Origin of the sequence: Streptomyces sp. NBC_00557 (assembly GCF_036345995.1) — a bacterium.
Taxonomy (GTDB): domain Bacteria; phylum Actinomycetota; class Actinomycetes; order Streptomycetales; family Streptomycetaceae; genus Streptomyces.
The window spans coordinates 4,185,026-4,210,107 of sequence record NZ_CP107796.1 but is presented as its reverse complement, the minus strand read 5'-3'; the positions used below and the strand labels follow the sequence as shown (position 1 = coordinate 4,210,107).

17 protein-coding genes and 3 tRNA genes are annotated in these 25,082 nt (G+C 72.7%); 7 read left to right on the top strand and 13 right to left on the bottom strand.

Features of this window, described 5'->3' with window-relative positions:
• Nucleotides 1–11: 11 nt before the first annotated feature.
• From OG956_RS18010 to OG956_RS17995, 4 genes are all read right to left on the bottom strand, one after another.
• Nucleotides 12–1,682, bottom strand: coding sequence for a sensor histidine kinase (locus OG956_RS18010; RefSeq protein ID WP_330338996.1), 1,671 nt, complete (start codon nucleotides 1,680–1,682; stop codon nucleotides 12–14).
• On the bottom strand, nucleotides 1,679–2,419 hold the full coding sequence (locus OG956_RS18005; RefSeq protein WP_330338995.1) for a response regulator transcription factor: 741 nt from the start codon (nucleotides 2,417–2,419) through the stop codon (nucleotides 1,679–1,681). The genes OG956_RS18010 and OG956_RS18005 overlap by 4 nt, the downstream gene beginning before the upstream one ends.
• Nucleotides 2,420–2,534: 115 nt before the next feature.
• Nucleotides 2,535–3,410: a DUF2797 domain-containing protein gene (locus OG956_RS18000; protein WP_330338994.1), complete on the bottom strand. Its 876-nt coding sequence runs from the start codon at nucleotides 3,408–3,410 to the stop codon at nucleotides 2,535–2,537.
• A 132-nt stretch (nucleotides 3,411–3,542) separates the two neighbouring features.
• A complete protein-coding gene (locus OG956_RS17995) occupies nucleotides 3,543–3,911 on the bottom strand; it encodes an HGxxPAAW family protein (RefSeq protein WP_330338993.1) in 369 nt (122 codons plus the stop codon).
• 90 nt (nucleotides 3,912–4,001) lie between these two features.
• Here OG956_RS17995 and OG956_RS17990 point away from each other — a divergent pair, with 90 nt between their 5' ends.
• Nucleotides 4,002–4,493, top strand: a complete 492-nt coding sequence (locus OG956_RS17990) for a MarR family winged helix-turn-helix transcriptional regulator (protein ID WP_330338992.1) — start codon at nucleotides 4,002–4,004, stop codon at nucleotides 4,491–4,493.
• 103 nt (nucleotides 4,494–4,596) lie between these two features.
• On the opposite strand, the gene OG956_RS17985 is transcribed toward OG956_RS17990, so the two are convergent.
• Both OG956_RS17985 and OG956_RS17980 read right to left on the bottom strand, forming a co-directional pair.
• A tRNA-Arg gene (locus OG956_RS17985) sits at nucleotides 4,597–4,669 on the bottom strand.
• A 203-nt stretch (nucleotides 4,670–4,872) separates the two neighbouring features.
• A tRNA-Ser gene (locus tag OG956_RS17980) sits at nucleotides 4,873–4,963 on the bottom strand.
• Between the two features lie 253 nt (nucleotides 4,964–5,216).
• Here OG956_RS17980 and OG956_RS17975 point away from each other — a divergent pair.
• Nucleotides 5,217–5,795 (top strand): SSI family serine proteinase inhibitor, encoded by a 579-nt coding sequence (locus tag OG956_RS17975; RefSeq protein ID WP_330338991.1) that lies wholly within the window; start codon nucleotides 5,217–5,219, stop codon nucleotides 5,793–5,795.
• A gap of 238 nt (nucleotides 5,796–6,033) precedes the next feature.
• Complete coding sequence (locus OG956_RS17970; RefSeq protein WP_330338990.1) at nucleotides 6,034–10,917, top strand: hybrid sensor histidine kinase/response regulator; 4,884 nt, start codon at nucleotides 6,034–6,036, stop codon at nucleotides 10,915–10,917.
• Nucleotides 10,918–11,035: 118 nt separating this feature from the next.
• Here OG956_RS17970 and OG956_RS17965 read toward each other — a convergent pair whose 3' ends face one another.
• The 3 genes from OG956_RS17965 to OG956_RS17955 all read right to left on the bottom strand — a co-directional run bounded on the left by OG956_RS17965 (nucleotide 11,036) and on the right by OG956_RS17955 (nucleotide 14,291).
• The gene (locus OG956_RS17965; protein WP_330338989.1) at nucleotides 11,036–12,691 is read right to left on the bottom strand and encodes a long-chain fatty acid--CoA ligase; all 1,656 of its coding nucleotides are present in this window, start codon (nucleotides 12,689–12,691) and stop codon (nucleotides 11,036–11,038) included.
• Nucleotides 12,692–12,966: 275 nt separating this feature from the next.
• Nucleotides 12,967–13,560, bottom strand: a complete 594-nt coding sequence (locus tag OG956_RS17960; RefSeq protein WP_330338988.1) for a SigE family RNA polymerase sigma factor — start codon at nucleotides 13,558–13,560, stop codon at nucleotides 12,967–12,969.
• 413 nt (nucleotides 13,561–13,973) lie between these two features.
• Entirely contained in the window at nucleotides 13,974–14,291 is a 318-nt protein-coding gene (locus tag OG956_RS17955; protein WP_330338987.1) for a hypothetical protein, read from the bottom strand.
• A gap of 366 nt (nucleotides 14,292–14,657) precedes the next feature.
• On the opposite strand from OG956_RS17955, the gene OG956_RS17950 reads away from it, so the two are divergent.
• Nucleotides 14,658–15,530 carry a bifunctional DNA primase/polymerase gene (locus OG956_RS17950; RefSeq protein WP_330338986.1) on the top strand — a complete coding sequence of 291 codons (873 nt, stop codon included), beginning with the start codon at nucleotides 14,658–14,660 and terminating at the stop codon, nucleotides 15,528–15,530.
• Between the two features lie 240 nt (nucleotides 15,531–15,770).
• On the opposite strand, the gene OG956_RS17945 is transcribed toward OG956_RS17950, so the two are convergent.
• The 4 genes from OG956_RS17945 to OG956_RS17930 all read right to left on the bottom strand — a co-directional run bounded on the left by OG956_RS17945 (nucleotide 15,771) and on the right by OG956_RS17930 (nucleotide 21,802).
• Nucleotides 15,771–16,937, bottom strand: coding sequence for a hypothetical protein (locus tag OG956_RS17945; RefSeq protein WP_330338985.1), 1,167 nt, complete (start codon nucleotides 16,935–16,937; stop codon nucleotides 15,771–15,773).
• Nucleotides 16,938–17,593: 656 nt separating this feature from the next.
• Nucleotides 17,594–18,394, bottom strand: a complete 801-nt coding sequence (locus OG956_RS17940) for a DUF4389 domain-containing protein (RefSeq protein ID WP_330338984.1) — start codon at nucleotides 18,392–18,394, stop codon at nucleotides 17,594–17,596.
• Between the two features lie 1,577 nt (nucleotides 18,395–19,971).
• A tRNA-Ser gene (locus tag OG956_RS17935) sits at nucleotides 19,972–20,056 on the bottom strand.
• A 243-nt stretch (nucleotides 20,057–20,299) separates the two neighbouring features.
• Entirely contained in the window at nucleotides 20,300–21,802 is a 1,503-nt protein-coding gene (locus OG956_RS17930; RefSeq protein WP_330338983.1) for a S1C family serine protease, read from the bottom strand.
• 260 nt (nucleotides 21,803–22,062) lie between these two features.
• Here OG956_RS17930 and OG956_RS17925 point away from each other — a divergent pair, with 260 nt between their 5' ends.
• The 3 genes from OG956_RS17925 (at nucleotide 22,063) to OG956_RS17915 (ending at nucleotide 25,056) form a co-directional block, all read left to right on the top strand.
• Nucleotides 22,063–22,893 (top strand): glycerophosphodiester phosphodiesterase, encoded by an 831-nt coding sequence (locus OG956_RS17925; protein ID WP_330338982.1) that lies wholly within the window; start codon nucleotides 22,063–22,065, stop codon nucleotides 22,891–22,893.
• 180 nt (nucleotides 22,894–23,073) lie between these two features.
• The gene (locus OG956_RS17920; protein ID WP_330338981.1) at nucleotides 23,074–23,724 is read left to right on the top strand and encodes an ATP-binding protein; all 651 of its coding nucleotides are present in this window, start codon (nucleotides 23,074–23,076) and stop codon (nucleotides 23,722–23,724) included.
• Between the two features lie 366 nt (nucleotides 23,725–24,090).
• Nucleotides 24,091–25,056 (top strand): DUF5926 family protein, encoded by a 966-nt coding sequence (locus OG956_RS17915; RefSeq protein ID WP_330338980.1) that lies wholly within the window; start codon nucleotides 24,091–24,093, stop codon nucleotides 25,054–25,056.
• Nucleotides 25,057–25,082 lie beyond the last annotated feature (26 nt).

The window sequence follows — 25,082 nt, the reverse complement described above, 5'->3', positions numbered from 1 at the left end:
ACCGACTCAACTCAGGCCCCCTGTCGCACCCATGTGGTGGCACTGTGCTGTGCCTGTGAGTGCGACTGCCAGTCCGCTTCGGGCGCCGGCCGGGGAACGGCCGGGGCGAGCGCGGGCAGATGGACGGTGAACACCGTCCGGCCCGGAACGCTGTCGACGGTCACCGCGCCGCCGTGCGCGGCGGCGACGGCCTGCACGATGGCGAGCCCGAGCCCGGTGGACCCGGTGGCCCTGGACCGCGCGGAGTCCCCCCGGGCGAACCGCTCGAAGACGTGCGGCAGCAGCTCCGGCGGAATCCCCGGCCCGTTGTCCTCGACGTCCACGCACATCCACGCCCCGCGCCGATGCACCCGCGCGATGACGGTCGTATCCGGCGGCGTGTGCTTGCGGGCGTTGCCGAGCAGGTTGACCAGCACCTGCTGGATGCGTGCCGCGTCGGCGGACACGAGGGCGGGTTCGTCGGGCAGGTCGAGCCGCCAGTTGTGGTCCATGCCGGCCGCGCGGGAGTCGCTGACCGTGTCCACCACGAGCGGGACGAGGTCGGTCTGCTCGAACTGCAGCGGTCGTCCGGCGTCGAGCCGGGCGAGGAGAAGGAGATCCTCGACCAGCAGCGTCATCCGGCCGGCCTCGGACTCGATACGGCCCAGGGCGTGCCGGGTGTCGGGGCCGACCTGTTCGCGGCCGCGTCGGGTGAGTTCCGCGTACCCGCGTATGGAGGCCAGCGGGGTCCGCAGCTCATGGCTGGCGTCGGCCACGAACTGCCGTACCCGCATCTCGCTCTGCTGCCGGGCGTGCAGGGCGCCGTGCACGTGGTCGAGCATCCGGTTCAGCGCGGCGCCGACCTGCCCGACCTCGGTGTGCGGATCGCACTCGGACTCCGGCACCCGCTCGCTGAGGTTCACCTCCCCGGTGTGCAGGGGGAGTTCGGACACCCGGGTGGCGGTGGCGGCGACTTTGCGGAGGGGGCGGGTGGCCACGCCGACGATGACGAATCCGGCGAGGGTGGCGGCGATGAGGCCGGCGGCGGTGACGCTGATCTCGACGAGGATGAGGGTGTTGATGGTCCCGTCCACCTCGGCGGTGGGGAGAGCGACGTAGTAGGTCCCGTTGTTGCCGTCGACGTACAGCACCTGGTAGTCGCCGAGGCCGGGGATCTCGACGCTGTGGATCCCGCCGTCCTTGGGCACCGAGCCGAGCACCTTGGTCTGGGCCGTGTTCAGCGGCTTGGGGTCCATCTGCGGGACGTTGTTGTCGTCCTTCGCCTTGGTGCCGACCTGGGCGTCGGTGATCACGCCGTTCTCGACCTTCGCCGCGATGGTGCCGCCGGGCTGCGGGCCCCGCGCGACGAACTGGGCGGGGTCCGTCTTCTTCTCGGGAAGGGCGCGCCTGTCCTGCTGGCCCCTCTGACCGTCCGGCAGGGTGGCGCCGTTCCTGAGCTCGCTCGGCACCGGCCCGAAACCGCCTGCCGCACGTAGCGACGCCTCGCGAAGCTGCCCGTTCAGCTGCTCGTACAGATGCGAGCGCAGCGCCACCGTCGTCACCGTGCCGATCACCGCGCACACCACGGCGATCAGCACCACCGACGCGACGACGAGCCGGGTCCGCAGGGTGCGCGGCTGCCCCGGCCGCCACCGCTGCCGCTTCCGCCGTTGCCGCGGACCCGGCCGCCGCCGTCCGCTCATGACGCGGCGGGCTTGATCAGGTAACCGGCCCCGCGCCGGGTGTGGATCATCGGCTCGCGCCCGGCGTCTATCTTCCGCCGCAGGTACGAGATGTACAGCTCGACGACGTTGGCCTGCCCGCCGAAGTCGTACGACCACACCCGGTCCAGGATCTGCGCCTTGCTGAGCACGCGCCGCGGATTGCGCATGAGGAAGCGCAGCAGCTCGAACTCGGTGGCGGTGAGGTGGATGGACTCGCCGCCCCGCGACACCTCGTGGCTGTCCTCGTCCAGCGTGAGGTCGCCGACGACGAGCACGGAGTCCGACCGCCGGTCGGCCGCGCCGGACCTGCGAATGAGCCCGCGCAGCCGCGCCACGACCTCCTCCAGGCTGAACGGCTTGGTGACGTAGTCGTCGCCGCCCGCGGTCAGCCCGGCGATACGGTCCTCGACGGCGTCCTTGGCGGTGAGGAAGAGGACGGGCACCTCGGGCAGTTCCCGCCGCAGCCGGCCGAGGACGGTCAGCCCGTCCATGTCGGGCAGCATCATGTCGAGCACGACGGCGTCGGGCCGGAACTCACGGGCGGCCTGGATCGCGCCGTGCCCATCCCCCGCACTCCTGATCTGCCAGCCCTCGTAACGAAGAGCCATGCTCAGCAGTTCGGTGATCGACAGCTCGTCGTCCACCACAAGCACTCGGACGGGGCTCCCGTCCGGCCTCAGCAGTTCGGTGCGCCCCTGGGGCGAGGTCGTGGTCATGGTGCACACCTTGTCGGGATCCTCTGAGAAGAGGCTTTCCTCGATCTGTGAATTGCCTGAGAAACACACAGGCGAATCTCAGGCAGCGCACCGGATCAGGGTCTGTGCCCCCGCCTCAGAACAGCCCCTCCTGCGGGCGGTCGAACTCCCGCACCGGAAAGGTGAGTCCACCGGCACCGGCGGTGGCCGTCGGCACCAGCTCCCACCCGCTCATCAGACGCGTGTCGAGCACGACCGCCCCGCGTCCGCCGACGGCCAGATGAAGATCGGGCCCCGCGACCGCGACCAGCTCACCGCTCACACCACCGCCGGGGACGAGTTCCACCACTTCCCCGAGGGCGGACGGCGCACCGGCGAGCCCGAACACCTCGAAGTGATCGACGACTTCGCAGGGCTCGGGGGCCAGCGACTCCGGCCACCCGCGGAGCGCCACGGCTCGCGCGTGCAGCTCCCGCACCTGGGCCGCGCGCTCCGCCTCGGCCCGCGGCAACGCCGATCGCACGGCCCGCTTCCCGGCGTACGGAATCCGGTCCGGCACCTGGAGCGCGGCCCGCAGCAGCTCCTCGGTGCGCCGGGCGGCCATCAGCGGGCCGGTGCCCAGCCAGCTGAAGCAGACGGCGCCCTGCTCCAGCAGCCGGGCGGAGCCCCGCTCGACCGCGGTGATCCCGACCTTCACCATCCCGGGCCCGAACCACGCCAGATACACCCGGTACGGCCGCGGGTCGTCGGCAAGCGTGTCGGCGGCCACGGAGTGCGCCCGGTCCAGCCGTGCGCACTCCTCGCACCGGGCCCCCGTACTCCGCGCCGGCACCACCGCCCGCACCGGGCAGTCATGGCCCCGCGCCCCCACGCACGTCCGCGCACCCCCTGCCGGCACGGCGAAACCGACCCGCTTCCCCCGGGGCAGCGCACTGGACCGCCCCCCGCCCCACAGCAGCACGGGCCCGCCCGCCGGCCAGCGGAGCCCCGAACACTTCCACACCCGTCCCATCACGTGTGAGGGTAAGGGCGGGGTCTGACAGTGAGGATGCGCATGGCACCCGCTCGGCTCCCCCGGCGAAGACCCCCACTCCACGCGGGTGCCAGGCACGCCGGGCCCGGCCTCCTCTCCTCGCGTGCGCCTTCACTCGGCAGGAGAAAGAGGCATCGGCTCGGCAGCCGTCGGCGTCCCCACCACCCCGGCCGGCTCCGAGGCCCGGCGCCCCCGCCCCGCCAGCCGGCAGCTGACGCAGCCGGGATGGCCATCCCGCGCCTGTGCGTCCCGGACCCGCATCCCCCAGCGCCCCCGCGGCCGCACCCCCGGCGGCTTGCCCCAGCCGGCCAGGTGCAGGACCCACGTCACCAGGACGCTCACGGCGACCACGGCAAGCCCGGCGACGACCACCGGCAGGGAGGCCGTGCACACCCCCGCCCCCACCACAGCGCTTCCCACCGTGGCGATGCCGAAGCCGGTCCAGCCGGCGATCGTGTGACCCTCGTCGTACAGACTCATACAGCTGTCTCCAGTCACCCGGGGAGAATTCCCTCACCAACTAAGAAATCCGCTCGCCCGAATATCTCACGAACTAAGGGATCCCGAAAGATGCACGGCACGCCGCGACCGCCCGCCACTCCGGACCAGGCGCTGTCGGAGATGGACCACCTCATCGCCGCCCACCTGATCGGACAGCAGGAACTGGCCCGGCGGCTGGGCCTCAACGTCACCGACCTGACGTGTTTCGCCTTCGTCCTGGAGGCGGGCGACGACCTGCTGACGGCCGGCGACCTCGCCGCCCGCGCGCACGTGACCACCGGCGCGGTGACCGGCATCCTCAACCGCCTCGAACGCGCCGGTTACGTCACCCGCCGCCCCGACCCCGCGGACCGCCGCAGGGTCCGGGTGGCCGCCGTACCGGACGCCGTCACGCGCGTGGAGGCGGTGTACGCGGGCCACTACAAACGCCTGACGGCGCTGTTCTCCGACTACACCCCCGAGGAGCTGTCGATCATCACGGACTGGCTCACGAGAGCGACGGCACTGGCCCACGAGTACCTGGAGAAGCTGAACCGGAACGACCCCGACGAGGAGTGCTGAGCCACCCTCCTCGGCTCCTTTGAGCCACCCTCCTCGGCTCCTTCCGGCACCGGCCGCCGGAAACACCAGAGGCCCCGGATCACTCCGGGGCCTCTGGTCTGTGCGCACTCGGCAGGATTCGAACCTGCAACCTTCTGATCCGTAGTCAGATGCTCTATCCGTTAAGCTACGAGTGCTTGTTCTCTTGTTCTTGTCTCCGCTTCGGTCCTTTCGGCCCGTCCCGGCGACAGGAAGAACATTACATGACTGCCGCCGCCATGTGAAATCCGATTCGCACACCCCTTGTGACCTGCGGAAACGCCCGCAGGTGGGTCGAGGGGGCAGGAAGGGGCGGAACGCCGAAGCCCCGGTCCTGAGGACCGGGGCTTCGGGATCGGTGCGGAGGCGGAGGGATTTGAACCCTCGATGGGCTTTAAGGCCCAAACCGCATTAGCAGTGCGGCGCCATAGACCGGACTAGGCGACGCCTCCAGCACAACCGCTCACGCGAGCGCGCGAGTGGTGCGTGCAGATGATGACACAGCCGAGCGGCCTGTCACCAATCGCCCCCCACGGTACTAGGCAGTCGGGCCGCAGGGCAAAGGCCTTCCCGCTCGGCGAGGCGCGGACGCAACGTCCGGGGGGCTCGCGCGTTGGGCACGGCATGGTCTTTCTTCGTGAGTGGGGTCCCGGGCGGGCCGGCGCGTGGCGGGGTCCCGGGCGGGTGGTCCCTCGGCGGGGTCGCGTGCGCGGCCGCCGCACGCCCGTCCTCGCCGCCGTGTCGGGCCTGGTCGGGCTCGCCGCCGCCCCTGCCGTCGCCTCGCCTGCCGTCGCCGTACCCGCCGCCGGAGCCGCCCGCGCCGTACCCGCCGTCGCCGTGCCCGGCATGCCGCCGCCCGTGCGGCCCGAGGACCGGGCCGGTGATCACCTCACCGTGGTCGTGCGGCACGCCGGGGCCGGGCGGGACGGGACGTACGAGCTGTTCTGTCACCCGGCCGGCGGAACCCACCCGGACGCGGTGGAGGCGTGCCGGGTGCTCGACGCGCAGACGAACTGGGGGCGGGATCTGTTCGCCCCCGTCGCGCCCGGCACCGCCTGCACCATGCTCTACGGCGGCCCGGCCACCGCCCACGTGACCGGCACCTGGGCCGGGCGCAGGGTCGACGCCGCGTACGACCGCAGCAACGGATGCGAGACCGGCCGGTGGGACCGGATGGTGCCCCTCCTGCCGAAGGCCGGCGCGGCGGAGAGAGAGGAGTGGGGGAGGAGAGGAAGCAGGGGACCAGAGGGGTGGCGCAGGGGCCGGGCGGCCGGGGAGCCGTGAGCTTTTCCTGACGGAAACACCGGTGCCGTAAAGGTCCCGCGAAAGTCTCAGGGAGTCGCGGGGTGTGGCCGGCGGGCAGGTGGCCGGTTCGGTGTCACTTCGTCGTGGGACCTCCCTCTCATCCGGCGTCGCGAGCGCAACGTGTGCGCTTAGACTCCCTCGCGTGACACGTCGCGGGCCGGTTGGCAAGATGGCCCGAGCGGTCGGCAAGGTGCGGTAACAGGGAGGAAGGCGTCTCGTGAGCAGCAGGCCATCCCGAGGCGCTGCTCGCCTCGCAGCCATACTCGACGCTCTGCCGGACGCGTTGGTCCTGGTCAACGCCAACGGAACCGTCGTCAACGCGAACACCATCGCGCTGGAGGCCTTCGAGGCGCCCGGCACCGCGCTCGTCGGACGCGGGTTGCTCGATCTGCTGCCCGAGTTCGACTCGCGGCTCATCCCCGGATCGATGCGGCGGCCCGATCACATGGATCCGCGGGGGCGCACCAAGCCCACGCGGATGGTCGCGCGGCGGACCGACGGGAGCGAGTTCCCGGTCGAGGTCACGAGCGCGAATCTGGAGAACGGGCAGCAGGCGTACGACGGTTACGGATACACGGGCGACGAGCTGCTCATGCTCGTCGTGCGGGACCTGTCCGGGACCGTCGACACCGAGGCCGAGCTGGCGCGCTCCCAGCGGCAGACCGAGATGATCCTGCGGGCCGCGGCGGAGGGCGTCGTCGGCACCGACACCGACGGGCGGATCGTGCTCGTCAATCCGGCCGCCGCCCAGATACTGGGGTACCGGGCCGGTGAGCTGGGCGGCAAGGAGCTGCACACGCTGGTGCTGCACTCGCGGGCCGACGGCTCCCCCTTCCCGTACGAGGAGTCTCCGCTCGCCGACACCCTGCGCTCCGGGCGCAAGCACCGGGTGCGCGGGCAGGTGCTGTGGTCCAAGGGGGACGAGAAGGTCTCCGTCGATCTGACCACCGCGCCGGTGCGCGACGGGGACCAGCTCGTCGGCGCCGTGATGACCTTCACCGACCGGCGCCCCCTCGACGCCCTCGTCGAGGAGAAGGCCGCGCTGGAGAAGGCGCACGCGGAGGAACTCGAGCGGCTCTCCGAGGAGCACGCCTCCGACCTGACCGCGCTGCGCCAGCAGCACGTCACCGAGCTCGAGGAGCTGCGCGAGAAGCACGCGGAGGAGGTCGCGGCCGGCGAGGAGCGGTACGCCGCGCTCGCCGAGCGGGAGAAGGACCGGTACGAGGCCCTCGCCGGCCGGCACGAGCAGCTGCTGACGCTGCTCGGGCGCTCGCTGCGCGGGCCCCTGGAGGAGCTGCGGCGCGAGCTGGCGGCCCTGGCCGCCGACGACGCCGGGCAGCTGTGGCCCGAGGCCAACCAGGTGCTGCACCACCTGAGCGCCGGGTATTCCAGGATCACCACTCTCATCGACAACGTCCTCGGCTACCAGCGGCTGGACGCGGGCGCCGAGGACATCACGCGCACGAAGGTGATGCTGGACGCCGTCGTCGCCGCCGGTGTGGAGGGCGCCGTCGAGCTGATCGGTCCGGGGCGGGTGCAGTTCGCCGTGCACGCGCCGCCCATCGAGGCCGAGGTCGACCCGCAGCGGCTCGCCACCGCGCTGGCGCACCTGGTGGCGGACGTCGCCGGTGTCGACGCGACCGGCAACTCGCCCGTGTCCGCGGGCGGTTATCTGGACAACACCGTCGTCGTCGCGGCCGCGCAGCGCGGTGAGGTCGCCCGCATCGAGGTGCGCGGGCCGTACGCCGGCGGGGACGCGGTGCACGTGCCGATCGTGCGCGGGATCGTACGGGCCCACGGCGGCGTGCTGCAGACGCACGAGGTGCCGGGCATGAGCGGCAGCGCCTATGTGCTGGAGGTGCCGCTGGGCGGCGGCGCCGGGACGGTCGACTCGGCGGCCGGTGGGCAGACGGCGCCCGCCGGGGAGCTGCCGGCCGTGCAGGGCGCACCGGACGCGAGCGGGCATGCCCCGGGCGGGCAGCTGGAGGCCGTACCGGCGTCGGCCGGGCAGGTCGCCGGTGCCGGTGAGGTGGCTTTGGCCGCGGGCGGCGAGCAGACCGCCGGCGGCGGGCGGCGGCGGGCCCGGCGGGCCTCCACCGACGCCTTCCTGGAGAGTGAGGTGCCCGGCGCCGGCCAGCCCGGCGAGGCCGGGTCGCCCGCGCCGACCGGGCGCCGCCGCAGGCGTGCCGCGCCGCCCGCCGAAGAGACGGGCGCGGTCCCGGCCGCGGCCGCGGAGACCCCGTCCGGCGGTACCGGGCGGCGCCGTGGCCGGCCCGCCGAGGCCGGCGCCGGTGACGGCGCGGCGGTGAGCGAGGGCGCGGTGGTGACCGCGGCCGAGCATGCCGCCGGGGCCGCCGCCTCCGGTACGGGACTCGGCGCGGCCGTTCCCCCGCAGGGCGTGCCAGCCCGGCCCGACTCCGGCGGGGCGCAGGCCGCCCTGCCGCCCGCGCTGCCGGCGGCGGACGGCGAGCAGACACCGGGTGCGCAGCCCGTGCCGGCCGAGGGTGCGCAGCCGACCGGGCGGCGCCGCCGTGCGCTGGCCGCCGCGGCGGAACGGGCCGCGGCCCAGGAGGCGGACGGCCCTCGTACGGTCTTCGCCCTCCCGCCCGCCGAGGCCGACCGCTCGCCCCAGTCCCCGGACGCGGCGAACGGGGTGGGCACGGTCCCGCCCGGGGGCGCGCCGGGCGACGGCGTGCCTGCCGGTACGGGAACGGGTGTGCCCGTCGGCCCGGGTGCGGGTGTGCCGGTGGGTGGTCCCGGCACGGGTGTGCCCGTCGGTCCGGGTACGGGTGTACCGGCGGGGGGTCCCGGCACTCCGGGCGTCGTCGAGGGGCAGCCGCAGTTCGTGGGGCAGGGGCCCGGGCAGGTGCAGGTGCCCGCTCAGCCGCCGCTGGCCGTCGGGGGCGTGCCCGGAGACGCGGGCCGCCACGACGCCGTACCCCTCGACCAGGCCGCGGACCACACTCCGCCGCAGCCGCATCCGACCAGCGCGCCGACCGGCCGGCGCCGCCGTGCCGTGGCCCAGCCCGCGGAAGCCGCTCATCCGGTGGCACCGGCGCAGGGCAGCGCGCCCGGCGCCGCACCACCGGCCTCGGCGCCGATGCCTCCGGCCGTTCCCGCCCCGGGCCCCCCGGCCGCTCCGGGACAGGCCACCCCTGTACACCCCGGCCAGGCAGCCTCTGTCCAGACGGCTCCGGCGCAGACGTCCGCTGCCCCGGCCGCACCCGCCCAGGGCACGCCGGCCCAGGGTGTTCCGGCCCAGGGTGTTCCGGGTCAGGTGACTCCGCCTCAGGGTGTTCCGGTGGCTCCCGGGCAGGCCGGGACGCATCCGGCTGTGCCGCCGACTCCCGGTCAGGGCACGCCGGTTCACGGTGTTCCGGCGCAGGGTGCGGCCGGACAGGGCCTCCCCGTCCAGAACGGTCCCGCGGCCCAGGCAGTGCCCGGAGTCCCCGCGTCCGGTCAGCAGCCGGTGACTCCTGCGGGTCCGGCGGCTCCGGCCGCCTCCGGTCAGGCCGCGCCGGGCCGGCAGCCCGCCCCCGCGGCCGCCGCGACGCCGCCCGGCGGTACGCCGAGCGCCCAGCCGCTGCCCGCGGAGGCCGGTGCCGGACCGGTGCCGACGGCCGCCCGGACGCCCGGCGCGCCCCAGCAGTGGCCGGGCACCGACGACACCCCCGGCGCGGGCACCCCCGTGCCCCCGGCCGGTGCCGGACCGGCCCCAGCCCAGGCGCCCGGCGCACCTCAGCAGTGGCCGGGCACCGACGACACCCCCGGCGCGGGCACGCCCATGCCGCAGACCGGGGTGGCATCGCCGCCGGCCCCCGCCCAGGCGCCCGGTGTGCCGCAGACCGGTACGCCCGCCGCCGGTACCCCGCGGGCCGCGCAGCCGTTGCCGGCCGCCGGTGCAGCGCTCGACCCGAACTCGACGCAGGGGCGGGCGATCAGCGTCCGCACGCTCGGTCAGGGTGTGCCGTTCTCCCGGCAGGCCGCACAGGTGCAGCAGCCGACGGCGACCCCGCCGCCGCACGCGCCGGGCGGTTCCGGGCGTCGGCGCAAGCTGGGCACGCGCCCCGACGCGGAGCAGCAGCCGGAGCAGCCGGCCCGGCCCCATCCGCCGGCCGGCCAGGCTCCCGCGCCTCCGTCGCCGGCCGAACAGGCGCCCGCGCATCCGTCCCTGGCCGGACAGACGCCCGCCCACGCTCCCTCCCTGGCCGGGCAGCCCCGGCTCGCTCCGGGCACCGAGGGTGGCGGACGGTCGTACGCCATCGGTGCGCCGGACGCCGACGCCGCCGAGGGGCCGGAGCCGCTGGACGGCCCCGGTGGCGCCGTGGAGGTCGCGGACACCCCGCGTCCGCAGCCGCTCGACGACGAGCTGCCGCCGGAGCCACTGGACAACCCGCGCCGGCTGCTGGTGTGGCCCGCGCCGGACGCGACGACCCAGCAGGCGCTGAGCGACCGCGGCTACCGGCCGGTGATCGTGCACTCGCGTGAGGAGGTCGACGCGCAGATCGCGGCGTTCCCGGCCGCCCTGTTCGTGGACCCGCTGACCGGGCCCATCACGCGGACCGCGCTGCAGTCGCTGCGCCAGGCCGCCGTGGCCGCCGAGGTGCCGGTGCTGGTGACGGCCGGGCTCGGGCAGGCGACGCGCGAGGCGGCGTACGGCGCCGATCCGGCCGTACTGCTGAAGGCGCTGGCGCCGCGCGACAGCGAGCAGCATCCGCCGCGGGTGCTGCTCATCGAGGAGCACGCGGAGATCGCGCTGGCGCTGACCTCGACGCTGGAGCGGCGCGGGATGCAGGTGGCGCGGGCCGCGAGCGACGCCGACGCGGTGACGCTGGCGGGGCAGTTCCGGCCGAACCTGGTGGTGATGGACCTGATGCAGGTGCAGCGGCGGCAGGCGGGCCACACCGGGATCATCGACTGGCTGCGTGCCAACGGGCAGCTCAACCGGACCCCGCTGGTCGTCTACACCGCCGCGGTCGACCAGGCCGACCTGCCCCGGCTGGCCTCGGGCGAGACGGTCCTGTTCCTCGCGGAACGCTCCACGAGCCCGGAGGTGCAGAGCCGGATCGTGGACCTGCTGGCGAGGATCGGCACCAACTAGCACACGCGCCGACCGGGCCTCGTGCCCCCCTCGGCGCGCTGCGGTGGTCTCACAGGCGGGCGAACCGGGCGGGCGAACCGGGCGGCAGGCACGCCCGCCCGGTCGCCGGCCCGTCGCCTCACAGCCGGGTGACGTCCAGCAGCCCGTCCGCGTACTGCCTGCGCAGGACCTTCTTGTCGAACTTGCCCACGCTCGTCTTCGGCACCGACTCGACGATCGTCCACCGTTCGGGCAGCTGCCACCTGGCGATCTTCCCCTCCTCGGCGAGGAAGGCGCGCAGGGCCTCGAAGTCGGCGGTGGCTCCCTGGCGCAGGACGACCGTGGCCAGCGGGCGCTCGCCCCACTTCTCGTCGGGTACGGCGACCACCGCGGCCTCGGCGACGTCCGGGTGGGACATCAGCGCGTTCTCCAGCTCGACGGAGGAGATCCACTCGCCGCCGGACTTGATGACGTCCTTGGCGCGGTCGGTGAGGGTGAGGTAGCCGTCGGGGGAGATGGTGCCGACGTCACCGGTCTTCAGCCAGCCGTCCTCGCTGAACTTGTCGGCGGGGCGCAGCGGTTCGGCGCCGGGCCCGTTGTAGTAGGCGCCCGCGATCCACGGGCCGCGCACCTCCAGCTCGCCCGCCGACTCGCCGTCCCAGGGGAGGCGTTCGCCGTCGGGGCCGGTGAGGCGCGCCTCCACGCCGGACGGGAAGCGGCCCTGGGTGAGGCGGTAGGCGAGCTCCTCGTCCGTGCCGACCACATGAGCCGGCGGCCGGGCCACCGTGCCCAGCGGCGAGGTCTCCGTCATGCCCCAGGCGTGGCAGACGCGCATGCCGAGCTTGTCGAAGGCCTCCATGAGGGAGGGCGGACACGCGGAGCCGCCGATGGTGACCTGGGTGAGGGAGGAGACCTCGCGGGGCCGGGCGTTCAGCTCGGCGAGCAGGCCCTGCCAGATGGTCGGTACGGCCGCCGCGTGGGTCGGCTTCTCCTGCTCGATCATCTCGGCGAGCGGCGCGGGCTGCAGGAAGCGGTCCGGCATCAGCATGTTGACGCCGGTCATGAAGGTGGCGTGCGGCAGGCCCCAGGCGTTGACGTGGAACTGGGGGACGACGACCAGCGAGGTGTCCTGGTCGGTCAGGCCCATGGACTGCGCCATGTTGACCTGCATGGAGTGCAGGTAGATCGAACGGTGGCTGTACACCACGCCCTTGGGATCGCCCGTCGTGCCGGAGGTGTAGCACATGGCGGCGGCCTGGCGTTCGTCCAGCTCCGGCCAGTCGTAGGCGGTCGGCCGGTCGGCGATCAGCTCCTCGTACTCGTGGACCCGGGCGTGCGCGCCCTGCAGCGGGGTGCGGTCGCCGGGGCCGGAGACGACGATGTGCTCGACCGTCGGCAGCTTGGGCAGCAGCGGGGCGAACAGCGGGATCAGGGAGCCGTTGACGATGACGACCTTGTCGGCCGCGTGGTTGACGATCCACACCAACTGCTCGGCGGGCAGCCGGAGATTGAGCGTGTGCAGCACCGCGCCCATGGAGGGGATCGCGAAGTAGGCCTCGACGTGCTCGGCGTTGTTCCACATCAGGGTGGCCACCCGGTCGTCGCCGGTCACGCCCAGCTCGTCCCGCAACGCGTGCGCCAGCTGGGCGGCGCGGGCGCCGGCCTCGGCGAAGGTGCGCCGGTGCGGCCCGGCCTCGCCGGTCCAGGTGGTCACCCGCGACGATCCGTGGACCGTGGACCCGTGGGTCAGAATCCTCGAGATCAGCAGCGGTACGTCCTGCATGGTGCTCAGCACGGAGTCCTCCCGGGGCGGCGTTGCCTACGCGGTGGTAGAGGTGTGCGCTGATTCTGCGCACATACCGCGCGGTATGTCACTAGGGGGTGTGTCACTCGGGAGGAAAATCAGGGCCGGCGGACGACGGGGGGCGGCGGTGAGGGGGGCGGCGGACAACCGAGGCCGACGGTGAAGGGGGCGGCGGACAACCGGGGCCGACGATGAAGCGGGCCTGCTGACAACCGAGGCCGGCGGAAAAGCCGGTCGACGGACAACCGGGGCGCGGACGACCGGGGTCAGCGGACCAGACCCAGCTCGGGGTCCTCCCGCAGCTTGCCGAGCGCACGCGACACCGCCGACTTCACCGTCCCCACCGACACCCCGAGCACCTCGGCGGTCTGGGCCTCGCTGAGGTCCTCGTAGTAGCGCAGGACGACCATCGCCCGCTGCCGCGCGGGGAGCTTCATGATCGCGCGCCACATGGCGTCGTGCAGCGCCTGCCGTTCGGCCGGGTCGCCGTCGCCCGGCACCGGCTCGGGCTCGGGCAGTTCGTCGCAGCTGAACTCGTCCACCCTGCGCTTGCGCCACTGCGAGGTCCGGGTGTTCAGCAGCGCGCGGCGCACATAGCCGTCCAGCGCCCGCTGGTCCTCGATCCGCTCCCAGGCCACGTACGTCTTCGCCAGCGCGGTCTGCAGCAGGTCCTCGGCGTCGCTCGGGTTCGCGGTGAGCGAGCGGGCGGTACGCAGCAGGACCGGCTGACGGGCCCGCACATACGACGCGAACGTCGGGTACGTGGGAGCCTCCCCGCTCGGCGGCCGCCGGGGGTGGGGGAGGGCCTGCCGCCTTGGTGCTGCGGCGGCCGAGGCACTGGTGCAGACGGGTGTGGTCATGGCTCCACGCTAGGAGCGGCGCACCCTCCGGCGGATCGCCCGCAGGTCCCGAAGCGGAGTCCCCCTCAGGTTGTAGGGGTGGGGCCTGCCGCACCTCCTGAAGGTGGACGGCGGGATGACGCCTCCTACGGGTTCGACCCTGACTCCCTACGGCGGACAGCCCCGCCGGCTCGGCGGCCGGCCGTCGGGACGAGGCCGGCTGACTGCCCGTCACCCGCCCCGCCGGTGCCGGGCCCGGCCCCCGACGCCACGCCCTGCCCGCTGCCTTCCGCCCCCCCCCGCACTGCCCTGCGCCCTGCGCCCTGCGCCGGAAAACGTCTGCGCGGCGGTACCGAAGCACCGCCGCGCAGACGCGTTACGACCCCGAAGCACACCCCACGAGGACCCTCACCGAGAGGGGCCTCGCCCCAGGCTCACCACAGGCGGGTGAAGTGGATGGCCACGTTCTCGTTGCCCTGCTGGATCGCCGTCCAGGCAGAGCCGTTGACCTGAGCGGTGTTGCTCTGGTTCGAGGCGCCGTTGCCGACCGCGTTCTGCTGCGTGGTGGACGAGTTGCCGTTGTTGTTGTGGCCGACTCCGCTGCCGATGACCCCCGCCACACCGACGTTGGCGCTCGATCCGTTGTCCGCGACGGCGCCGTTGTCGGCGGCCGCCACGCCGCCGAAGAGGGCGGCTGCGAGCGGGAGCGCGACGACAGCGGCGAGAACGCGGGCGGTACGGATGCTTGCCATGTGTTCCTCCAGAACCAAGCACTCGGGCCCTAGGGCCGGGAGTACGCGAACTACGGCTTGTGTCAGGGCGGTTGGCCGACCGCTCTGACTGTCGTGGACGACGTCGCGAGATCAGGGTTGCCCACCGAATCCCCGGCGAACCACCCCGGAAGGTCCGATTCGCACGCAAGCGTGATGACATGTCGATAAACCCCTATCGCCGTCTTTCGTCACGTCGCTCCCGTAAGCAGCCAGGCCGAACTTCCCCTCCCTCAAGCGACACAAGGGATGAATCGTTCCGCCGCATATCCCCCCATACCTCCCGCATCCGGCGCGCCGCATCCACCCCCTCTTCCCTTTTTCGAACGTACGTACGACCATGGATCCATGGCCACCACCGACCGGCAGGCCACGACGCTGGCCCTCGCGCACGCGCTGTCAGCCGCCGAACGCGGCCTGGCCGTCATCCCCCTGTCCAGGACGAAGCTCCCGGCCCTGCGCTCCCCCCACCGCGACGACCCCGACCCGGCCGGAGCGCGCTGCCACGGCGAGTGCGGCCGCTTCGGACACGGCGTGTACGACGCCTCCACCGACCCGGTCCGCATCCGCGAGCTGTTCGCCGCCGCGCCCTGGGCCACCGGCTACGGCATCGCCTGCGGGCTGCCGCCGTACCACCTGATCGGCGTCGACCTGGACACCAAGTCCGGCACGAACTCCTCGACCGCGCTGCGCGAACTCGCCCTGCGGCATCTGTTCACGATTCCGGAGACGGTCGTCGTCCGCACCCCGAGCGGCGGGCGGCACCTGTGGCTCACCGGCCCGCCGGACGTCGTCGTCCCGAACTCCGCCGGCCGGCTCGCGCCCGGCATCGACATCCGCGGCGCCGGCGGCTACCTCGTGGGCCCCGGCTCCCGCACCGACCACGGCGTGTACACGACCGCGCCCGGCACCGCGCACCTGACACCCGCGGCCTGCCCGCCGTCCCTGCTGCGCCTGCTCGCACCCCCGCCCCGGCCCGCGCACCCGGCCCCGCCCACCCCCGGTGACCACGGCCGGGGTCTGGTCCAGTTCGTGCTCTCCGCGCACGAGGGCCAGCGCAACACCCGCCTCTTCTGGGCGGCCTGCCGCGCCTACGAGAACGGCATCGGCCCCGCCCTCGCCGACCCCCTCACCGAGGCCGCCCTGGACACCGGCCTCACCGAACGCGAGGCCCGCGCGACGATCGCCTCGGCAGCACGCATGACGGGGCACCGCCCCTGACGGCGCGATCCCCGCCTGACCACACGCAAGGGGCGCCACCTGGGAGGCGCTCCTGCACAACATCCGCGGTGGGTGTGGGACCTGAACCGACGAACGAACGTGAAAGCGGCACTCCCCTGGTCCAGGGCTCCGCATGACTCTGGGTCGGGCCGCCCCTGGGCCGGCGTTTGTCACGCCCATCGAGACCGCGCGAGCTCCAGCGCAACCCCGTTGTTGAACGGCCAGTGCCCAGAATGCCGCTCAGAAGCCGGCCCCCGGTTGGTATCGCGGGGTCAGGGGCCCGGCCGTGGCTTCGAGGTCCGAGCGCAGCATAGGGCGCGTTTCCTCTGTGAAGGAGGGCACGTACGGCCACATGACTGTTTGTCGGGCCCATGTCACGGGGGTCACGGCCCATACGACATCGTTCCGGTCTGTGACCTGCGGCCAGGCGTACGAGTGACACTGGACCACATTCGCGCGCAGGCGTGCTACGAGGTCGCCGGGGATCGGGGTGATCCGAGGACGCGGTGGGGTCCAGCCTGGAAGCGGTCCCCGGAAGCCGACCCCCTGCCGGCGGCGGAGCAGGATCACCTCGATCACGGCTGTGACGGTGACGCCGACGGGGCCGGCGAACAGGGCCACGAAATAGGCCGGGTGCGGGTCGGCGTGGGGGTAGGCGTAGGCGAAGTCGATGAAGAGGGCGTGGCCCACGGCGGTCAGCCAGGCGAGCGGGACGCAGGCAAGGGGGCGGACGAGGGGGTGGCCGCCCACGCTGAAGGTGTTGCGGTGGATCAGGTAGAGGACCGAGCCGAAAAACACCACGAGCCAAGGACCGAGGATCAGTGAGACGAGCAGTGCGGTGACCGACCGCGGATGGTAGTTGGCCCCGCCGTGACTGGCCCAGTACACGAAGAGGCCGCAGAGCCCGGCCGTGATGAGCGCGGTCACCAGCGGGCGAGTGGCCAGCCGGGCGACCGTCCATCTCGTGCCGGGGCGGGCCAGGGCGACGAGCGGCACACAGGCCAGGAGCAGCGACACCGGTCCGGTACCCAGCATCAGGAGACTGTCACCGAATGCCTCGTCGATCAGGTCGTTCATGCCGGTGCCGGTTGCCAGCCGGAGGACGAACACGAGGAGGCCGAGACCCAGCAGTGCGCGCGGCAGTAGCAGCCGCTCGATGACAGGATCGATTGCACGCTCGGCGATGGCCGTCGCGACCGGCTGAGCGTACCTCCCGGACAGGGCTCCCGCTCCGGTGAGACCCACGACGTCGGCGGCGGTGAACCCGAACAGACGGAACGGCCCGTAGATGCGACGGGCCAGCCGCCAGGGGAGGAAGGCGTCGAGCACCCAGGCGGCAGGTCCACCTGCCTGCCGCGGTCCGGCGGTGCGGTACGGCGGCCGGTCATAGACGTCGGCAGCTGTCATGATGGCGTCTCCCGGATCTTGACCGCAATGGCGCCATGATGGCATGTCACTGCCAACTTCCTGGCGGAACAAGGAGTTGGCGTGGAGCGGGCGTAGTTCATGGCGTCCAGGCGGAGCGCGCCACTGTACGAACGACCTGGACGCCATGAACCACGTCTGCTCGGCTCTGCCTGGGTCGATGGTGTGCGGGATGGGAGCCCCCGCATCCGCCACGATGAACCCGCGGGCGGCGACGGCGCCCCCTCCATCCCGGTGCCGGCCGATCCCCCGCCGGAGGCACTGTTCTGACCGCCGCGCAATGGTGATCGGCTCATGGCCACCGGCCCTATCCACCAGTGGGCGCGCGTCGGCGCAGCGCGCGCGGAGCGGGCCGGAGGCAGGAGCGCAGCGCGCAGCGGAGCCGGGAGCGCGCCCGGCGGAGCGGAGCGCAGCCGGGTGCCTTGAGCCCGTGGAGAAAGTGCGACTCAGCGGCTCGCGCACTACCGGCCGCCGCCTGTGAGGCGCACACGAAGGGTTCGCCGCCCCGAAGACCTTCCGCTTTTCAGGCCGCGTCCAGGTGGGGCGCGGCCTGATCACAGAGGCTGTTGAGGGATGGCCGACAGCCGTGGTTGTGCGCTGCTGCTGGCGTACGGGTCGGCGTACGCCAAGTCGTGTCATCACTCCTTCGCTGGGGCCGGCCGGGAAGCGGCTGAAGACGACTGTGAGGTGGTGCTGGTGTTGTTGGTGGCACTGATGAACTCCTCGAAGATCAAGAGCGCGGCCCCGAGGACGAGGAACAGGACGACCAGGGCTTTGCCCGCGCCGCTGAGCAGCAGCGGGCGGGTAGCTGAGCGGGGTTGCTCGCCAGGGGCGGGGGCGTCGCCGAACAGCCGCTTGGGGTAGGCCGCGGTGAGCATCATCACGTAGGCAGACAGACGCATGTTGTAGCGGGCGGTGGCGGCGGTCGCCTCGAACAGCGTGCGCGGCATCCGGCCGCGGATCAGCACCATGAGCCAGAAGATGGGGCAGATCACGTACCAGCCGAGCGTGAGCAGTTCCACTACGACGGTGGCGGGGATGAGCAGAATGATGCGGAACAAGACGGCGAGGCGGTTGAGCTTCCCGGGATGGACCTCGACCTGGACGGGGTGGTCCGGCGCCAGAAAGGCGAACGGCGGGTAGGCGTCGGCCAACAGCATCGCGTAGGCGGTGACGCGGGTCGAGTAGACGAGGTAGCCGGTCAGGAACGAGGCGATCGGTTCGGGCAGCCGCCCGGTGATCAGGGCGGCGAACCAGCCGACGACCATGACGACGGTCGCGGCGATCCACAAGAAGAGCAGGGCGATGTATTGGGGGATCAGCAGGAGCCAGCGCAGCAGCACGGTCCAGCGGCGCTGCCGGCCGGGCTCGGGGAGATCCAACTCCGGGAGTACCTCCGGCGGGGGAGCGGGGGGCGGCGCCCACGTATGGTCTGCCATAGCCAGCTCCTGTCAGGGCTGCGACTGTCGCTCGGCTCAGAGCTTCAGGATCACGCCGGGCGGCCCGGTGCACGCGCCGTGAGGACCAACCGGGTGACTGGCTTGACGCCACAAGCCGAAGATCGCGACCATGGCGATCGCCACATTGCTGACGACGACCGCGAGCAGCCCGTACCGCGCCCGGGTCTTCTCCAGCTCGCGTCCCCCACCGCTGCCTCCCCCAGGCCCTGAGACGACGAAGGCCCCGTTCGCTGAACGGGACCTTCTGGCTGTGGCTGGGGCCGGGGTCGGACCGGCGGCCTTCCGCACTCCACGGCCGACCGTCAACGGTCCCGCCGCCCGGTCCGCCCACGGCTCCTGCCCTCCAGGGCCTCTCGAACGACCACCCACACGAACGACAGTGAAGCGGCCATCCACAGGACGTCGTGCCACGACTGTCCCAGCCAGAAGTGCGCGACAACAGCGGCGGCGCCGAAGCCAAGCACCACCAAACCGGACCTCACCCAGCGGCGCGCCTCCGGAGACCGCAACCGCCCGGTCGTCCGCTGTCCATCCGACATGCCCAACATGTACCACGAAGGGACAGTCTGTTATCGAGACCCGCGTCATCTGCGACGCCGTCGACACCGACCATGTCGTCGCCGCCCTGGACGACGCCTTCAAGGCCGGAACCATCACGATCCTGCCCACCCGCGTTGGTAAGCAGAACCGCCTCTACCCCTACGCAGACCACGAGCAGGCCCCGGAAGAGAACGCCGCTGAGTGGGCCAGATACGAGGCGTACGCCATCGCACCGGACGTGAAGGCACTCCGGAAGCTGGGCGACACCCTCTCCTGAGAGCGGTTGGCCCAGGCGACATGACAGAGCCCCTCTCCAGTGAAGGTGAAGAGGGGCTCATGCCCTGGTCAGGGCGGTTGTGGCTGGGGCGGGGGTCGCACCGGCGACCTCCGCTTTTCAGGCCGAGTTCAGGTGGGGCGCGGCCTGATCACAGAGGTTGCCGGTGACGGCCGACAGCCGTGGGTGTGCGCTGCTGTTGGCGCAGGTTGGTTCCGCCGGGACAGACGACGGCAAGCCGTACGAGGAGCGGCAGTTGAAGCATCGGGCCCGGCGAGCGATCCGGCCTGTGCCGATCCCGCCCGTCCTGGTGGCCATACTGCGGGATCACCTCGACGCCTTCGGCGCCACGGCGGACGGCCGGTTGTTCAGCGCCGTACGCGGGGGCCCGGTCCGTTCGCAGGAGTACGGCGCGGTGTGGAAGGAAGCCCGGCGGAAGGCCCTCACCCCTGCCCAGGTGGCCTCTCCGCTCGCGCGGATCCCGTACGACCTGCGCCACGCGTGCGCGCTACCACGCCAAGGTGCTGGACGGCGAGGAAGCCAAGATGAACGCTCTGATCGAGCGAGGGTTGCCCGAACTCGAGGGCGAGGCTGAGAGGATGTGATTCTTGGCCGCAGGTTGGCCGCACGCGCTGGTCAACGGTGGGACAGTGCCGGGACAAGGTGAGACAGGATCACGCGGAAGGGGTGCCGCTCGAGAGAGCTGCACCCCTTCTGATCTGCAAGTCTCTGACCTGCTACGCGGTGGGTGTGGGATTTGAACCCACGGTGGCTTGCGCCACGACGGTTTTCAAGACCGTTCCCTTAGGCCGCTCGGGCAACCCACCTCGCTTCCGCCCACCTGGGGCGGAGCGGGTACAGCGTACCGGGATCGAGGGTCCGGCGGGCGGAGTGGTCCGCACCGGGCCGCTCCCCGGAGCCGGGACGGGACGAGCCGGCGTCCGTCGTCCGGCGGGGGCACCCGGCGCGGAAGGCGTGGGCGCCCCGCTGCAGCCTCCCGGTCCGGGGCCCCCGGTGCCGTGCCTCGGCGCCCCGGTGGGAGGCGTCCGTACGCGTGCGTGCCGGGCGGGTCAGTTGTCGCCGACTCGTGAGCCCAGGGTCAGTTCGGTGGTGTGCTCCTGGCCGCCGCGCTTGTAGGTGATCGTGACCTTGTCGCCGGGCTTGTGGGTCCAGATCTCGCCGATCAGGGTGGGGCCGCTGTCGATCACCATGTCGTCCAGCTTGGTGATGACGTCGCCGGGCTTGAGGCCCGCCTTGTCGGCCGGGCCGCCCGGCTCGACCGCGGAGGAACCCGCCGCTCCCTGGTCGGTGATCTTCGCGCCGGCGCTGGACTCCTCCAGCGAGACGGAGGCGCCGATCTTGGCGTACACCGGCTTGCCGGTCTTGATCAGCTGCTGGGCGACGTACTTGGCCTGGTTGATCGGGATGGCGAAGCCCAGGCCGATCGAACCGGACTGGCCGGAGCCGAAACCGCCGCTGCTGGTCGACTGGATCGCGGAGTTGATGCCGATGACCGCGCCGGAGGCGTCCAGCAGCGGGCCGCCGGAGTTGCCCGGGTTGATCGAGGCGTCGGTCTGCAGGGCGCTCATGTAGGACGCCTTGCTGGTGGCGCTGCCGTCACTCGAGGCCACCGGACGGTTCTTGGCGCTGATGATGCCGGTCGTCACCGTGTTGGACAGGCCGAAGGGGGCGCCGATGGCGATCGTCTCGTCGCCGACCGCCACCTTGTCGGAGTCGCCGAGCGGCAGCGGCTTGAGGTCGGAGGGCGGGTTCTTGAGCTTGATGACCGCGACGTCGTACCCCTGGGCGTGGCCGACGACCTGGGCGTCGTACTTGCGGCCGTCGGGGAACGTGGCCGTCAGCTTGCCGCCGTCGAGGGCGTCGGCGACGACGTGGTTGTTGGTGATGATGTGGCCCTGGGTGTCGAAGACGAAGCCCGTGCCGGTGCCGCCGTCGCCGTTGGTGCCCTCGGCCTCGATGGTGACCGTGCTGGGCAGCGCCTTGGCGGCCACGTGCGCGATCGTGCCCGGCGCGCGCTTGACCTGGGTGGCGCCGCTGTCGGAGGCGGAGACGGTGGTGGAGCCGTTGTTGTCGTTGTCCTTGGCCAGGGTGTAGCCGAGGCCTCCGCCCAGGCCGCCCGCGACCAGCGCGGCCACCAGGACCGCGGCGACCAGACCGCCGCGCCCGTTGCGCGGCTTGGGCGCGGGCTGCTGGTACGACGCTCCCCAGCCGCCGGCGCCGCCCGCACCGTCCGCGCCGAAACCACCGGGGGCGCCGGCCGGACCGGCGCCGTAGGCCTGGCCCTCGCCGTACGGCGGGTTGGCGGGCGGCGGGGGCGGCCAGGAGCCGTCAGGGGCGGAGCCGGGCGCCTGCGGAGCGGAGGCGTGCGCAGCAGGGCCGCCCGGGTGGGGCCCGGTGGCGTTCGGAGCGTTCTGCGGTACGGGCGGGAGAGGCGCCGTCGGCTCGGTTCCCCCGGCGGTGGGGCCCTGCGAAGAGGCGGCGGGAGAGTCCACCGGCACGGGAGGTGCGGACGGGGCCTTGGGTACCTCGTTGCCCTCGTTCTCGGTGCTCACAGCTCTTCTCCTCGGTCCACGGCTGTTGTTCTCGGTCGCACTCGGTCACGCTCGGCAGCTGTGCATGGTGCAGCGGTCGGTCGTCACTGTTCCATGTGTATGCAGTCAGCTTTTCCCACGGGCCGTCAGAGCACCATAAGCGGTTGCTGTGGGTCCATGGCCATTCTTTACATAGGGCTTTTTCCACAAAAGTTACATATACGGCCACTCGGTGCGCCGGAGCCGCTCCGCGCACCCCCGGACGGTGGCACCATGACGCGGTGACCCACGCATCACTGCGCTCCATTCAGGTGGTCGCTCACCGGGGTGCCTCCGAAGACGCGCCCGAGCACACCCTGGCCGCCTACAAGAAGGCCATCGAGGACGGCGCCGACGCCCTCGAGTGCGACGTACGGCTGACTGCCGACGGCCATCTGGTCTGCGTCCACGACCGGCGGGTGAACCGTACCTCCAACGGCCGCGGCGCCGTCTCCGCCCTGGAGCTGGCCGATCTCGCCGCCCTGGACTTCGGCTCCTGGAAGACGCGCGAGAGCTGGCGCGGCCGCGACGAGGAGCCGGACTGGGTGGCCCGGCCGGAGGACCCGGCGGACACCTCCGTCCTCACCCTGGAGCGGCTGCTGGAGCTGGTCGCGGACGCCGGACGGCGGGTCGAGCTGGCCATCGAGACCAAGCACCCCACGCGCTGGGCCGGCCAGGTCGAGGAGCGGCTGCTGGCGCTGCTGAAGCGGTTCGGGCTGGACGCGCCCGCCTCCGCCGCCGAGTCCCAGGTACGGATCATGAGCTTCTCCGCGCGTTCCCTGCACCGCGTGCGTGCCGCGGCGCCGACGCTGCCGACGGTCTACCTGGTGCAGTTCCTCACCCCGCGGCTGCGCGACGGCCGGCTGCCAGCGGGGGTCCGGATCGCGGGACCCTCGATCCGCATCCTGCGCAACCAGCCGGCCTATGTGGAACGGCTGAAACGCTCCGGTCACCAGGTGCACGTGTGGACCGTGAACGAGCCCGAGGACGTCGATCTGTGCGTCCGCCTCGGCGTCGACGCCATCATCACCAACCGCCCGCGCGCGGTGCTGGGGCAGCTGGGACGGCTGTGACCCGCCGTGTGATCTCAAGAGGGCGGTAAAGAAGCTCTGCGCGGGCCTTGACCCGGCTGTGCGGCTGCTGAATCCTCCACCTCGGCCACACCACTGAAATCCAGCCATACGACGACCAGACGAAAAGGCTCCATCACAGGGAGTGCTCCGGCGCGTTCGCTCCGTACAGGACCGTGTCGAATGCGTCACCGGAAGGGGATTGGCCGGTTTCCGGTACAGGCCAATGGGGCATCCACACCGTGGCGTGGGGCAAAGGAGGTCTCGGGGGTGGCGTTGGTGGTGGCACAGGAGGTGCCCACGTCGTCGAGCATGGCCGTTCCCCATGGCCCTGCGGGCGTGGGGATGGCGAGGCGCCGCATGCGTGCGCAGTTGCGCAGCGGGGGCGTGTCCGAATCGGTCATCGACGATGCCGTACTGATCCTTTCCGAGCTGCTGAGCAACGCCTGCAAGCACGGGCGGCCCCTGGGCGACGCGATGGCCGGCGACGGCGACGTGCGCGCCGCGTGGCGGGTCGACGCGCGCGGCCGGCTCATCGTCGAGGTGACGGATGGTGGCGGCCCCACCCGCCCGGCGCCGGCCACGCCGTCGGTGACCGCGCACGGCGGCCGGGGACTGAACATCGTCACCGCTCTCGCCGACGACTGGGGCGTCCGGGACGACGTACACGGTGAGGTGACGGTCTGGGTGGTCGTCCACGAGGACGTCCACGATCCCGACGCGGCGTGCCGGCGGAACGGTTTCCCCGCCCGCGTCCCCTCCCCCGCGCTCCCGGACATGTCCGGCCTCGACTTCGCGGACGCCTTCGAGGAACTGGACCGGCCCGCGGGCTGAGGAACACGGCGGTGACCGGACCGGCCCGCAGGCACAGAGACACGGCGGTGACCGGACCGGCCCGCAGGCACAGAGACACGACGGTGACCGACCGCCCCCACAGGCCGAGAGACACGGCGGTGACCGGCCCGCAGGCCGAGAGACCCCGCGACGGGCCCCCGCAGGCCGAGAGACACGTGCCCGGACCGCGGCAGGCCGAGGGGCACGGCAGGGACCGGACGCGGGCCGGATGCCGACCGGAAGTTTCCACAGGTTCACACCGACGGAGTCGAGCGGGCGTGCGTTGTCCACAGGTTCCCGACGGTCAAGGTCTGAACGGCTAGGCTCCCGCCCGTACAGGAAAAGCCCTAACCGGGAGACCCCACGATGGCCAAGAAGCGACCCCAGACGAAGGCCGAGCGGCCGCAGCTCAGCGATGCGGAGATCCCGGTGGTCGGCGCCCGCGAGCCCTGCCCCTGCGGCAGCGGCCGGCGCTACAAGGCGTGCCACGGCCGGGCCGCGGCGCACGCGGTCACCGAGCTGGTGCCCCGCCCGTTCGAGGGCCTGCCCGGTGAGTGCGACTGGGTGGCGCTGCGCGAGCTGGTGCCGGCCGCGACGGCCGAGCTGACCCTGAAGGACGGCCTGCCCGCGGACGTCCCCTCGGTCACGCTCGCCACGGTGCTGCCGATGGCCTGGCCCGCGCTGCGCCGCGACGACGGCTCGGTCCTGCTCGGCCTGCAGAACGACACGGCGTCCGGCGACCTCAGCCGCGACCTCGCCGACACCCTCCAGCGCGCCCTGAAGGCCGAGCCCGGCACCCCGGTGCAGGGCCGCCGCGCCCCCGCCGACGGTCCGCGGCTGCAGGATCTGCTCGACCTCTCCGCACCGCTCGAGCCGGTCGTGCACAGCGGATTCGAGTTCTGGGTGCCGGACGCGGAGAACGCCGCGCCCGAGGTGACCGCGTCCCTGGAGCGGGCCAACGCCGCCGCCATCCCGACGGCGCGGCTGACGGGGGTGGACGCCGCGTACTGGTGCGAGACCCCGGAGAAGAACCACCTGCGCTGGGTGATGCCGCACCCGGAGGAGCAGCTTCTGGACGCTCTCGCCCGGCTGCACGCGGCGGGCCGTTCCCACCTGGGCGAGGGCACCCGGCTGGTGGGCTCCTTCCGTGCGCACGGCGTCATCGTGCCGGTCTGGGACCTGCCGAGCGGGGTCACGGCGGACGACGTGGAGAAGCCGGCCGCCGAGTTCGCCGAGCGCCTCGCCGCCGCCCTGGCCGTCACCGATCCGCTCACGGTGGACGAGCGCCGGGCCCGCGGTGGACTCACCAACCGGCAGGTCACGCTCAGCTGACGCCGCGGCGCGCGCCCGGCGGCCGA